Source organism: Massilia aquatica (assembly GCF_011682045.1).
In the GTDB taxonomy this organism is placed as follows: Bacteria; Pseudomonadota; Gammaproteobacteria; order Burkholderiales; family Burkholderiaceae_D; genus Telluria_A; species Telluria_A aquatica.
Genome location: NZ_VVIW01000032.1, coordinates 21,058 through 34,707, shown reverse-complemented (window position 1 = coordinate 34,707; position 13,650 = coordinate 21,058). Strand labels below are relative to the sequence as shown.

Annotated in this window: 7 protein-coding genes; 1 reads left to right on the top strand and 6 read right to left on the bottom strand. The window is 65.9% G+C overall.

Translation table 11 applies throughout. From position 1 onward, the window contains the following. Positions 1–12: 12 nt before the first annotated feature. The 3 genes from F1609_RS30540 to F1609_RS30530 form a co-directional block, all read right to left on the bottom strand. Positions 13–3,246: an efflux RND transporter permease subunit gene (locus tag F1609_RS30540; RefSeq protein ID WP_167081097.1), complete on the bottom strand. Its 3,234-nt coding sequence runs from the start codon at positions 3,244–3,246 to the stop codon at positions 13–15. Positions 3,247–3,249: 3 nt separating this feature from the next. Beyond that, a complete protein-coding gene (locus F1609_RS30535) occupies positions 3,250–4,386 on the bottom strand; it encodes an efflux RND transporter periplasmic adaptor subunit (RefSeq protein ID WP_167081096.1) in 1,137 nt (378 codons plus the stop codon). Positions 4,387–4,608: 222 nt separating this feature from the next. Then, positions 4,609–5,031, bottom strand: coding sequence for a divergent PAP2 family protein (locus tag F1609_RS30530; protein WP_167081095.1), 423 nt, complete (start codon positions 5,029–5,031; stop codon positions 4,609–4,611). 199 nt (positions 5,032–5,230) lie between these two features. On the opposite strand from F1609_RS30530, the gene F1609_RS30525 reads away from it, so the two are divergent. After that, positions 5,231–6,271 (top strand): DUF475 domain-containing protein, encoded by a 1,041-nt coding sequence (locus F1609_RS30525; protein WP_167081093.1) that lies wholly within the window; start codon positions 5,231–5,233, stop codon positions 6,269–6,271. Between the two features lie 137 nt (positions 6,272–6,408). Here the strand turns inward: F1609_RS30525 and F1609_RS30520 are convergent, their stop codons facing one another. From F1609_RS30520 to F1609_RS30510, 3 genes are all read right to left on the bottom strand, one after another. Further along, positions 6,409–9,144: a polysaccharide deacetylase family protein gene (locus F1609_RS30520; protein ID WP_370661691.1), complete on the bottom strand. Its 2,736-nt coding sequence runs from the start codon at positions 9,142–9,144 to the stop codon at positions 6,409–6,411. A gap of 373 nt (positions 9,145–9,517) precedes the next feature. Then, the gene (locus F1609_RS30515; protein WP_167081092.1) at positions 9,518–10,237 is read right to left on the bottom strand and encodes a substrate-binding periplasmic protein; all 720 of its coding nucleotides are present in this window, start codon (positions 10,235–10,237) and stop codon (positions 9,518–9,520) included. A gap of 83 nt (positions 10,238–10,320) precedes the next feature. Next, the gene (locus F1609_RS30510) at positions 10,321–13,548 is read right to left on the bottom strand and encodes a hypothetical protein (protein WP_229422145.1); all 3,228 of its coding nucleotides are present in this window, start codon (positions 13,546–13,548) and stop codon (positions 10,321–10,323) included. Positions 13,549–13,650 lie beyond the last annotated feature (102 nt).

Here is a 13,650-nt window from a genome sequence, read left to right as displayed (position 1 = left end):
CCAGCCGTCTGCTTACGCGCGCTTGTCGAGCGACACCACGCGCGGCGCCGCCACCACCGTGCGGCGGCCGGTCGCCAGGCGCACCAGCCACATAACGATGCGGTAGATCAAGCGGATGAAGGTCAGGAACAGGATCACTTCCACCAAGGTCATCAGGAAGGCCAGGAAGCCGCCGAAACGCTCCGAACGGCGGCGGAACTTGACGCCCATGCTGTCGGTCTTGATTTCGATGCTGTCGTAAAAGGTCGGCACCACCAGCAAGGTCAGAATGGTCGAGGTAATCGTGCCGCCGATGATCGCGATCGCCAGCGGACGGTAGAACTCGCCACCCTCGCCCAAGCCCAGCGCCACCGGGAACATGCCGGCGATCAGCGCGAAGGTGGTCATCAGGATCGGACGCAGGCGCGCGCGCCCCGCTTCCATCAGCGCATCCTCGCGGCTGTGGCCTTCACGCTCGCGCGCCCGGGCTGCGTCGAGCAGCAGGATGGCATTCTTCGCTACCAGGCCCATCAGCATGATGATGCCGATGAAGCTCATCAGGTTGAGCGTGTTGTTAGTGATCAAGAGCGCCACCACCACCCCGATCAGGGACAGCGGCAGCGACAGCATCACCGCCAGCGGCGCGGTGAAGGAACCGAACTGCATCACCAGGATCAGGTACATCAGCCCGATGCCGGACACCAGCGCGATGCCCATTTCGGTAAACAGCTCGTTCTGGTCCTGGCCGGCGCCGCCCAGTTCGCGGCCGTAGCCGGGCGGATAGTCGAAGGTATCGGCCAGCTTCATGGCGTCGGCCGTGACTTCGCCGTTCGAACGGCCCTGCGCATTGGCCGACACCGAAATGGTGCGCTTGCCGTTCTTGTGCGAGATGCCGGACGGCCCTTTACCCATGGTAATGGTGGCAATCTGGTCGAGCGGCACCATCTGGTTGGTGCCGGTCACGGCGATCGGCAAGCGTTCGATATTGTCGGCGCTGACCCGGTCGTCCGGATGCAGGCGCACCGCCACGTCGCGCGTTTCGCCGGTCGGGTCGACCCAGTCGCCCACTTCGACCCCGGCAAAGGCTACCCGCAAGGATTGGGCCGCGTCGTTGACCGAAATGCCCATCGAATTGGCCAGGCCGCGATTGAGTTCGATCTGCAATTCGTTCTTCGGATCCTGTTCGGACAGGCCGACATCGATCGCGCCCGGCACTTTGCGCAACTGTTCCATATAGGCGTTGGCAATGTCGAGCAGCTTGCGCGAGTCCGGTCCGGTGAACTGGATCTGGATCGGCTTGTTGGCGCCGTTGTTCAGGTCGTCCAGCACCACGTACTCGGCGCCGACCAGCTGGCTGATCTTGGCGCGCAGCTCGACCGCGATCTCCTTGGCGCTGCGCGAGCGGGTGGCGCGCTTGCCGATATCGACATACACCTTGCCGCCGCCGGTGTTGATGAAGGCGTTGGTATCCTTGGTTTCCTTGATCGAGCGGGCCAGCTCGGCCGCCTTTTCCAGCTTGGCGCGCGAGTATTCCACGCTCGACGAGGCCGGCGTACGCACATCGATCAGCAACTGGCCATAGTCGGCCGCCGGCAGGAAGCTGGTGCCGCCCTTGGCGCCTTGCAGGTACAGCGCGCCGGCGAAAGTCGTCACGGCGATCAGGGTCATCCAGATGCGGTGATGCAAGGCCCAGGCGATCACATGGCCGTAGCGGTCGGCCTGGCGGTCGAACCACTCGTTAAAGTGATGCAGCACCTTGGAGATGCCTTTTTTCGGCGCCGTGTGGTGGTCCGGCGGGTCGCCCCAGTAAGCCGACAGCATCGGGTCGAGCGTGAAGGAAATGACCAGGCTGACCAGCACCGAGCAGGTCACCGTCAGTGCGAACGGACGGAACCATTCGCCGGACACGCCCGGCATGAAGGCCACCGGAATAAACACGGCGATGATCGAGAAGGTGGTCGAGGCTACCGCCATGCCGATCTCGGCGGTGCCTTCCAGCGCCGCCTTGCGGCGGTCGGAACCGCGCTGCATATGGCGCACGATGTTTTCGCGCACCACGATCGCATCGTCGATCAGCACGCCGATCGCCAGCGACAGCCCGAGCAGGGTCATGAAGTTGAGCGTGAAGCCGCACAGCCAGACCGCGATGAAGGAGGCGATCACCGAGGTCGGCAAGGACAAGGCCGTGATCAGGGTCGAGCGCCACGAGTTGAGGAAGGCGTACACCACGAAAATGGTCAGCACGGCGCCGAACACGAGCGACTCGATCACATTGTTCAGGCTGCGCTGGGCTTCATCGCCGCCATCGCGCGTGATTTCCAGCACGGTGCCTTTCGGCAGTTCCTTTTCCAGTTCCTTGATCAAGAGCTTGGCCTTTTGCGCCACGCTGACGGTACTGGCGTCGCGCGAGCGGGTCAGGGTGATGCCGACGTTCGGCTTGCCGCTGCGGATACTCAGGTTGTTGACTTCGGCAAAGCCGTCGCGGATTTCGGCCACCTGGGCCAGGCGCACGACTTCTTCGCCGCGGCGCTTGACCACGATCTGCTGGAATTCCTCGGGCGACTCGATGCGGCCCACCAGGCGGATGCTTTTCTCGTCGTATTCGCCGCGAATCTTGCCCACCGGCGCGTTGGTGTTTTGCGTGCGCAGGGCATTGACCACGTCGGACACGGCCACATTGTATTCACGCAGCTTTTCGGCGCGCAGCAACACCGACAGTTCGCGCCGCAGCGCACCGTTGACGTTGACCGTGGCCACGCCGTCGATGCCGCGGAAGCGGTCGGCCAGCACATCCTCGGCCAGGCGCGAGATTTCGGCGTGGGTCTGGCTGGTGGACGAGAGCGCCAGGTTCAGGATCGGCTGGGTGGCCGGATCGAGCCGCTGCAGGATCGGTTCGCGCATCTCGGTCGGCAGCTTGTAGCGCACCGTGGCGATGGCGTTGCGCACCTCGTCGGACGCTTCGATCAGGTTCTTGTCGAAGTTAAACTCCAGCCAGAACTGGGCATTGCCCTCGACTGCGTTGGCATGCACATCGGTCACGCCGGAAATGCTCTGGAGCGACTTTTCGATGCGGCTGATCACCTCGCGCTCGACCGTGTCGGGCGAGGCGCCCGGGTACGGAATATTGATCTGCAAGACCGGCACTTCCACGTCCGGATTCTGGTTCACGCGCAGCTTGGTCAGGGCGATCAGGCCCATGCACATCAGGGCCAGGATCAGGACGATCGTCGCGATCGGCCGCTTGATACTGAAATCGGAAAGGAACATGGCTTATTTCCCCTGCACGGCGGGTGCGGCGGCGGCTACCTTGCCGGGCGCCAGCTGGACGGTCTGGCCATCCTTGAGCGACGAGCCCGGATTACGCATGACGATGTCGCCGCTGGCCAGGCCCTGCCTGACTTCATAGTTGCCGGTGCGCGTGTCGCGCGGGCCGACCGCCAGGTCGACCTTGTGCAATGTCTTGTCCTTCAGGCGCCAGGCATAGGCCTTGTCGCCGGCCTTGACCAGCGCGCCTTCGGGCAACATCAGCGCGGCCTTGGTTTCGGCCTCGATGCGCCCTTCCCCGTACAGGCCGGACACTTTCGGCACCGCCGAGCCGGGCGCGAAGGCGACCAGCACCTCGACCTGGCGCGTGACTTCGTTGGCGGCCGGATCGACCCGCTTGACGAGGCCGCGAAATTCTTCGCCGGCGTAACCGTTGATGCGGAAACTAACCGGCTGGCCGACCTTGACCGCGCTGATGCGGTCGGCCGAGACGCGTCCCTCGAAGCGCATGCTGGACGGATCGATCACTTTCAGCAATTCCTTGCCGATCGAGGCGGTGTCGCCGGCCGAGACCTTGCGTTCGCTGACCACGCCGTCGAACGGCGCGCGCACCACGGTGCGGGCCAGTTGCTGGCGCGCCAGCGCGGCGCGCGACTTGGCGGCCGACACTTCGCTCAGGGCATTATTGCGCCGCACTTCGGCGTCATCCATGGCCTGGGCCGAGGTCATGCCCGAGGCGCGCAGGGTTTTCATGCGTTCGAGCTGGCGTTCGGCCTGGTCGAGCGCCTGCGCGGCGGCGCGGGCCGACTGCTCGGCCGAGCTGAGGCTGTCGCGGATGGCGGTTTCATCGAGCTTGACGAGAATGTCGCCGCGCTGCACCAGGTCGCCGTTTTCCTTGAGTACCTGCAGGACCACGGCCGAGACTTCGGCGCGCAGGTCGGCCTTGCGTTCGGGCTGGACCGAGCCGGTCACGACCGGGCCGGAGGCGAGCGCGTTCGAGGAGATGGTGAGCAAGTCTTCCGGAGCGACCAGCAGCTGAACGGGCTTGGCGTCCTTGCCGTCCTTGGCGGGGTCTTTCTCGCCTTTGCCGCAGGCGGAGAGCGCCGTGGCGATGGCGAGGACGAGCAGTGTTTTGCGCAGCATGGGATTCTCCGGGATCAAATCGGTCAGACGTCTGTATTCAGAATGAAAACAACCAGCCGCAAAGTATCCTTGAGACGACTATGGACGTCAATTAGCGATCTATTAACCTGACGGATTCGAGGGCTGAAGTGCGGATTTGCGGGACTGAACTGCAAAGTTGCCATGCTGAACTGCAGATGGCGGGGATGGCAGGCGCCATCGCCGCCCTGTGCCGCCCCGGGATCAGAAGCGCTCGAACAAGTGAAACAGCGCAAAGCCCATCCCGATGCCGGTGCAAATCCCACCGCTAATTTCGACCAGGGTATGCCCCATGCGTTCGCGCAGATGGGTGTGATCGGCGGCGCTGCCGGCCAGGCGGTTGATGGCCGCCGCCTGGCGCCCCACGTGCTGGCGCAGGCTGTTGGCATCGATCATCACAATGAAGGCCAGGGTCACCGCCACGCCGAAGGCCGGACTGTCCATCCCCTCGCGCAGGGCGATCAGGGTGGCCATGCTGCTCACCACCGAACTATGGTTACTGGGAAACCCGCCATTCCCGACCAGATTGAAAGCCCAGCGCCGCTGGCGCGCACTGTTGATCAGGAATTTGATCGGGCCTACCACCAGCCAGGTCAATACGGGCGTGATGAGGTAGCTGATGTCCATGCATGTTCCTTATTGTCGATGAGGCGCGGCATTGCCGCTCAACTGGCCATTATCGCAGATCGCCCGCACCCATAGGGATGCCGATATGCACTGCCCCATGTGAGCGCTCATCCGGCAGGAAAACCTATTAGAATGACATCAGACCGCCGCACCGCCGGCGCCCGCCATTCGATTCGAAGTTTTCCTAGGGAATTTCCGCATGCGCCATTTCAGACTCTCCTTCCTCGTCACCTTCATACTCATGTGCGTCGCCGCCTGGTGGGGCTATACCCGGGGCGGCATACCGGGCCTGCTCAACGCGCTCTGGATCTCGGCCGTGCTGGGCGTGCTGGAAGTGTCGCTCTCGTTCGACAATGCGGTGGTCAACGCCTCGGTGCTGCGCCACTGGAACGACTTCTGGCGCAAGCTGTTCTTGACGGTCGGCATCCTGGTGGCGGTGTTCGGCATGCGCCTGGTGTTCCCGCTGGTCATCGTCTCGGTCGCCACCGGGCTCGGCCTGCTGGATGTGTGGACCATGGCGATCAACACGCCCGACGAATACGCGCGCCACCTGACCGAGAACCACGCTGAAGTGGCCGCGTTCGGCGGCGCCTTCCTGTTGCTGGTGTTCCTCAACTTTTTATTCGACGAAGAGAAGGAACTTCACTGGCTCGGCGTACTCGAAGAGAAGGTGGGCAAATACGGCAGCGAGAGCCTGTCGGTCATGCTGACCCTGTGCGCCGCGTTCATGGCCATGTACCTGGTACCGGAAGCGCGCAAGCTCTCCGTGCTCATGGCCGGCGTGCTGGGCGTGGTCATTTACGTGGGGGTGAACTGGATCAGTACCCTGCTGGAGGAAGAAGAAGCCGATCCGACCCTCGGGCAGATGGTCTCGCGCGGCAGTATCGGCGGTTTCCTGTATCTGGAAGTGCTTGACGCGTCCTTCAGTTTCGACGGCGTGATCGGGGCGTTCGCCATTACCAGCGACGTGGTGATCATCATGCTGGGCCTGGCCATCGGCGCCATGTTCGTGCGTTCGATGACGGTGTACCTGGTCGACAAGGGCACCCTGCAGGAGTTCGTGTATCTGGAGCACGGCGCGCACTACGCGATCGGCATCCTGGCGCTGATCATGTTCGCCAGCGTGCGCTATCACATTCCCGAGTGGTTCACGGGGCTGTCGGGCGTGGCGTTCATTTTGGTGTCGCTGTGGTCGTCGCTGCGGTATAAAAAACAGCAGGAGGCCTTGGGGGTGGCGTGACGTTTGCGCCGTCGGCTCCGCCAATGGCGGAACGGACGGCGCTCGGCGTTAAAAACTGTTACACGCCGGACCAGTTTCCCCTCGATGGGCAGGACCACAGGGCGGCGTGCAGTGTTACTACGGGCGTCGACCGGGTTCTACAGCTTTTCCAGCTGCTGCTTCACATACGCCGCGCCCGCGCTGGCCGGCGCCAGTGCCATGAAGGTCTGGTAGGCGGCCTTCGCCTTCACCGCATCGCCCGCCTGGGCGTGGGCGTCGCCCAGGTTGCGGTAGGCCACTGCGCGCGACGGGTCCATCTTGACGGTATTGTCGAACCAGCGCGCCGCCTCGGCGAATTTACCCTGCTTGTAATACACGAAACCGAGGTTATTGGCGGCCAGCGCAAAGTCGGCGCGCAGTTTCAGCGCCTCGGTGAACTCGGCCTCGGCCGCCGCGTACTGCTTTTCCTTGAATAGCTGCAAGCCACGGTCGTTGGCGCGCTGGGCCAGCTGGCGCGCCGACGACGGCACCGCCAGCGGCGTGACCAGCTTCTGCTCCTTGCCCTGCAAATCCTTGACCGCGACCGGCGCCGCCGGCGGCGTGACGCCCGGCTTGTCATCGGTCTTGGGCGCATCCGGCCGCACCGCGTCGAGCTTGGCGTTGAGCGCGATCGCCTCGGTCGACAGCTGCGCCGTCTGCGGATTGAGGAATTCCGCTTCGACCGGCAGCTCGAAGACAAAGTCGCCCCCTTCCGAGCCCGGCAGGCTGCCGAAGGCCGGGGTCTGGTTCGACACCCCCGCCACCGCCGGCGCCACGTAAGCGGCCAGTTCGGTGGCCGTGATCAGGCCGTCGCCGTTCAGGTCGCCCTTCCCCGCCAGGCCCTGCAGCAAGGTCCAGGTGAACACCGAATGGCCGTTCGGCCCGCCGTCCGAGACCAGCTGGTCGGCCCCGCCGGCGGTCAGCATCTGGCGTCCGATGCGGCGCGCGTTGTCGCGCAAAAAGGCGCCGCCGCCGCCGCCGCGCGTCAGGCCCAGCCCGCTGTAGCAGGCGTCCATCACGAACAGCGCATGCTTGGCGGTCAGGCTTTCGGCGATGTTCTGGATCTCGCTCATGGGAATCGCATCGGTGGCGAACTGGGCCGGATCGGAATCATAAGGCACGATGTAGCCGAGGTCGCGGCCCGAACTGAGCTGGCGGGTGGCGCCATGGCCGGCGAAAAACACGAAGATCCGGTCGTTTTTCTGCACCCCGCCATGCGCCAGGCGGTCATGGAAGGCGCCAAGGATGCCGGCGCGGGTGGCGTCGGCATTGTTGAGCGAGACCACGCGCTCGGCCGCGAAGCCGAACTTGCCGATCAACACTTCGCGCACCCCCTGGGCATCGCGCACCGCGTACTGCAGCTTGGGCCACTTGGGATAACTGTCGATGCCGATCACGATGGCCCAGGAATTGGCGTAGCCGGTGCTGACCGCCACCTTGTCGGCGGGCGCGGCGGCCGTGTTGGCGCTGGTGAAATTAGTCCCGTCCCAGCCGGCGAACTGGTAGCCCTCGGCGATCAGGCGGTCCAGCACGGCGGGCAGCGCCTTGACCGTGCGCGCGTGGATGTCGTGGAACAGGATGATGCCGCGCCCCTCCTTGTCGACCGTGCGCAGGACCCGTTCGGCGATCGAGGCCGGGACCGGATCGGCCCAGTCGAGCGAATCGATATTCCACATCACCGAGCGCAGGTGCGCGCTGTCGAGCGCATGCATGCCCTCGCTGTTGCGCGCGCCGTAGGGAAAGCGGAACAGCGGCGAGCGGCCGGCGTCGATGGCCTTGAGCAGCACGTCGGTGTTGAGGATTTCGGCCTTGAGCTTGTCGCCCGTTTCCTTCGACAACTGCGCGTGCGTGTAGCTGTGGTTGGCGAGGGTGTAGCCGCCCGCCTTGAGCTTGCGGCTGACCGCGGCGCCATCGGACAAGCTGGCCTTGCCGGCGGCGTCCACGCTGCCGAGGTTGCGGCCGACGCTGAAGAACACCGCCGGCACCCCGTACTGCTTGAGGATGGCGGCGATTTCTTCGCTGTAGCGCTTGTGCGGGCCGTCATCGAACGTCAGCACCACGGTTTTCCTGGGCAGGGAATTGCCGAAGATCTCATTGGGATCGGCCACGGCCTTGGCCTTGGGTTCGGGTGGCAGGGCCGAGGCCGGATACGGCATCACCACGCCCTGCTCCTTGAGGATGGCCTCGCGCGTGTACAGGGTCTTGAGGTGGGCCAGGTAGCTGTCCCAGCGCTCGCGCTTGAGCTCGATCGCGCGCGACTCGTAACGGCCGAAGACCTGGCGGATTTCCTTCTCATAATTGCGTTCGATCTCGGCCAGGGCATCGAGATCCTCCGACAGGCGCTTGTGGATCTTAATCGCCGGCAAGCTCGAATCCTTCGCCACCTCGGCCAGCAAGCCTTGCAGCAGTTCGCGGAAGGCCAGGCGGTCGGCGTCGAACAGGGACTTGTCGGACTCGATGAAGCTGAGCAGGTCGGCGACGGCATCGAAGCGGTTCGGCTGGTTCGACGCGAGCAGCGCGGCCAGCTCGCGTTCGAGCGATTCCGCGCGCGCCTGGTTCTCGTGAAACAGATTCTGTCCGACGCGCTGCGCCTGTTCGCGCTCGTTGGCCGGCATCGATTTCTCGTCGGCCAGCAGCACGATGATCTTGCGGTAATTGGCCAGCAAGGCCTGCATGCCTGCGGTTAAGGGCGCGGTCGCGATACGGGGCGCTGAGACAGCGGCGGCGACGCTGTTGACGGGCGGCGGAGGCGGCGGCGTCAGCGGGGCCGGCTTACGCCCGGCAAACAGAAAGGCTGCCCCGGCCGCGCCCGCGATGGCAAGCGCAGCGGCGATTTTAATGGGAGTGGAAGTCACGACAGACACACCTGTTGGAAGAAGTCCGTCGATTGTATTGCAAATGCCCAACCCCCACAAAATTCCCACCGCCAGACGTTCAAAAACCGCGTAACCGTAGTCTGACCTCTGATTGGCAACAATGTTCGTTTCCCAACCGGGGTCAGAGCTTTAATTAGCAAGTTTGTAAAATCCCGCAAACGGATCATCTCGCAACATACAGCTATACAGCGAAGGCACGCCTTTTATCAAGCAACTACGTCGATATATCTGACCAGCTCGATTAACAATGTTTCGAATTAAAGCTCTGACCCCGGTTGAAAAAGGAGGATGAAAGGATAAGAAACGAACAAATATTGCGAATCAGAGCTCAGAGCGGTTGGGGGGGCAGCGGCTATTGGTAGCGGGCCAGGATGGCGGGGATGGCGTTGGCGGCGATCAGGCGCGCGATGGCTTTGTCGACATCGGCCAGCTTGACCTTGCCCTTGGACGAGACCGCGCACTGGCCCATGTAGTGCTTGACCGCCAGCGGCGGGTGCAGCACCAGCACCGGGTCGCCCAGCTTCTGGCGGTAGTCCAGGAAGAATTTGGCCGTCACCACATGCCGTACCCGCCCCACTCCCAGTTTACGCAGGTTAACCAGGGAGCTGGCACTGTCGTCGCGAATAAATCCCTTGCCCAGCATGTCGTCAAGCTCGGGATGGGAGTAGCCGAGCACGGTGCCGATCGGCTGCCCGGCCACGTCGGCCACCACGCGCGGCCGCGTGGCACTGCGTGCCGTGACCAGCACTTCGGTGATGGGGATGAAGGCCCGGCTCCAGAGAAACGAGCCATTGACCCATTCGGGCACGTAGCTGCACAGCACGTCGGCGCTGCCGCCTTCCAAGGCGCGCACGATGCGCTTGCGTGGCAGCGCGACGAACACGGCGCTACGCCCCATGGCGCCAGCGAGCGCTTGGCCGATATCTTTGTGGATGCCTTCGGCCAGCCGGCCACCCTCGAAGCGGGCCATCGGCATCTCGGTGCTGGTGTCGACCAGCACCGCCAGTTCGGCCGCCTGCAGTCCCGCCGGGATCGCTAACAACAGGGACAGCAGCAGCTTGATGTTCGTCATGCCGCCGATCTTACCTTAACCAGGAGCAAGCCGCCGGGCGCGCCCTTATTCCAGCACCCGCCAGCACCCGCCATGAAACCGCCTCAGCCCTTGTTCGGCGCGGTCAGGCGTCCGAGCACCTGGTGCGTCATGGTGGCGGAGGTGGAGCGCTGCGCCGCGCCAGTGGCGCTTTCGCGCTTTTCGTCGTCGATCGCGTGGCGCGTGACCATCAAGGTGCGCGTGTCGGCTTCCAGGCGGCGCGCTTCGAGCGCGACCAGTTCGCGCCGGGCGTTGGCCATTTCTTTGGTGGTCAGGGCGCTCTTGCGCTGCATGTCGGCTTGCGCCTGGGCGCTCTCGAGCAGCACGCGCTGGGCGTCGCGCTTGTCTTGCGCGGCCAGGGCGGCGATTTCTTGCGCGACCTGGAACTGGCGCGCCATGCTGGCCGCTTCGTGTTCGGCTTCGGCCCGCAGGCGCGCCGACAGGCTGGCCGCCTGCTCGGATGCCAGCCGCGCCGCAATCGCTTGCTCGGCGCGCTGGTCGGCGGCCAGTTGCTGGCGCTGGGTGGCGAGTTTTTGTTCGATCAGCGCCAGCGAGGCGCGTTCGGTCTGCACACTGGCCCGCTCGGCTTCGGCGCTGTCGCGCTCGAGCACCAGCGCTTCCTGGGCCAGCGTGAGTTTTTGCTGTTCGGCCTCGGCCCGCACTTGCTGGACCTGGGCGCGCTCAGTGGCCACGCGCGCTTGCGCGGCAAGCGCGTCGGCGGCGCGCGTGGCCTGTTCGGTTTCGACCTGGGCCTGTTGCGCCAGCATGCGCGCAGCCTCGGCTTCGGTGCGGCGGGCTTGCTCGGCGCCGCTGGCGGCCAGCGCCAGTTGACGTTTGGCGGCCAGGGTCTGTTCGGCCAGCATGACGGCGGCCCGTTCGCTGTCGGCCAGCGCGCGTTCGTGGGCCAGCGTTTCTTCGGCCAGCGCCAGTTTTTGCTGTTCGGAGCGGGCCCGTTCGCGCTGCGTTTCGGCCAGTTCGGTGGCGGCGCGCGCTTGCGCGACGGCGGCGTCGGCGGCGCTCTGGGCCTGCACGCTGTCGATTTCGGCCTGCTGCACCAGTTCGCGCGTGGCCTCGGCTTCGACCCGCTTGGCCTGTTCGGCGTAGGCGGCGGCAACGGCCATCTGGCGCTGCCCGGCGGCCATCTGTTCGGCCAGCGCCAGGGCCGCCGTTTCGCTCTCGGCGCGGGCGCGTTCATCCAGCACGGCTTGCTCGGCCAGGGCCAGTTTCTGCTGCTCGGCGATGGCGCGCGCGCTCTCGGTCTGGGCCAGGTCGATCGCGGCCCTGGCCTGGGCGGCGATGGCGTCGGCGGCCGCTTGCGCCTGCACGCTTTCGATTTCGGCTTGCTGCACCAGGTGGCGCGTGGCTTCGGCTTCGCGCCGTTTGGCTTGCTCGGTGCCGGCGGCCAGTTCGGCCAGTTGACGCTGTTCGGCGGCGTGCTGTTCGGCCAGCGCCAGCGCGCGGCGTTCGCTCCCGGCGCGGGCAGTGTCGCTGGCCAGGGCGTCGGCGGCCAGCGCCAGCGCCTGTTCGGCCATGGCCAGCGCTTGCTGTTCGGCGTCGGCACGGGCGCTTTGGGCTTCTGCCAGCGCCAGGGCGACCTGCGCCTGGGCGGCAATCGCGTCGGCGGCGGCGGCCGCTTGCGCGCTGTCGATGGCGGTTTGTTCGGTCAGCACGCGCAGTGCGTCGACTTCGATTTGTTTCGCTTCGGCAAGGCGCTGTTCGGCATCGGCCTTCTGGCGCAGCAGCACGGCTTCGGTCTGTTCGGCGTCGGCGCGCGCCTGAGCCACTTCGGCGGCGCGGGTTTCGGCTTCGAGCCGTTCTTGCAGGCTGACCAGCGCCGCCTGCTCGGCGTCGGCGCGGGCTTGTTCGGCCAGCGCCAGGGCGGCCGCTTGCGCAGCCTTGTCGGCGGCCAGTGCGCTGGCGCGGCGCTGCAGCTCAACCTGTTCGGCGATCGCGGCCACGGCCGCTTGTTCGGATGCGTTCTGGGCGGCGGCCAGGTCGGCGCCGGCCTGGGCCAGGCTGGCGCGTTCTTCGGCCAGGGCGCGTGCGCGTTGCTGTTCGTCGGCCTCCATCAGGGCGGCGGCGGTCGCGGCCTGGTCGGCCAGGGCGCGTTCGTTCGCTTGCGCGGCGGCCAGGGTTTCGGCGTCGACTTTCGCTTGTACCACGGCGGCCGCGTCGGCTTCGGCCTTGGCGCGCGCCAGGGCCACTTCGCGCAGGCGCTTGTCGACCTCGATGCGTTCTTCGGTGGCGGTCAGGATGCGCGCTTCGGCGTCGCGCCGGGCAGCAGCGCCGGCGGCGGCCATTTTTTCCAGCCGCTCGCGGTGCACGGCGGCGTCGCGCAGTTCTTTTTCGGATTGCAGGCGCAAGTGGATCGACTGGGCCGCCACGCGCTCGGACTCGGCCTGGGCAATCGCAATCGCTTCGCGTTCCTGTTCGATGTGCGCCAGGGCGCGCGCTTCTTCCAGCGCGCGCGCTTCGGCCACGGCGCGGGCAAAGGCCGAGGCCAGCGCGATCTGGTCGGCTTTTTCGCGCTGGACTGTCAGTTCCAGCGCTTCGGATTCGGCTTCGGCGAGCAGTTCGGCGGTCTGGCGCGCCCCCTTGGCCTGGCGCTCGCGTTCGCGCGCAAGCGTGGTCATGCGGGCGTCGGCGTTGGCGATGTGCAGCACTTCTTCCTGGGCGGCGTGGACGGCGGCGACCCGTTCGACCGCTTGCAGGCGCGCCTGCTCGGTCTGGGCCAGCAACGCTTCGGTGGCGCGCGCGGCTTGTTCGGCCAGCTCGGCTTCGGCGGCGATTTGTTCGGCGGTGCGGCGGCGCGCTTCTTCGTCGGCTTTGAGGCGCGTTTCGGCGGCCAGTTTGATCTGGGTGTCGGATTCGACACGGGCGCGCAGTTCGGCGGTTTCTTGACGCACCGCGTCGAGGCGCTCCAGGCTGGCCTGGGCGGCGGCGCGCAGGGTTTCGAGGCGGTCGCGGTTCGCTTCGATGGCTTCTTCGGATGCCTGGGCGTTTTGCAGGGCGGCGGCGGCGGCGGCGGCGTCACTGGCGGCGCGTTCTTCGGCCAGGCCGCGTGCGCGGGCTTCGGCGTGGGCGCGGCTTTCGGCGGCGCACGAGGCCTTGGCTTCGGCTTCGACCCGGGCGATGGCTTCGTGGATGGCGCGCATTTCGTTCTGGGCGCGGTCGGGGGCCGGTTCAGCAGCAGCGGCAGCCGGCGCCACAGCGCCAGCCTGGGACGCGGCGCCATCGGGCGGCAGCGCGATGGTCAGGTTGGCGTCGTCGTGCGGGGCTGGTGTGGTTTCCATCTTGTTCTCGCTTGGGCTACCGTCCCGGCATGGGAAGGCCTGACCTTGATTATCTGTCAGGTCGGCCCACCCCGGCGCACGGATCAGACGCGGAAAAGCGGG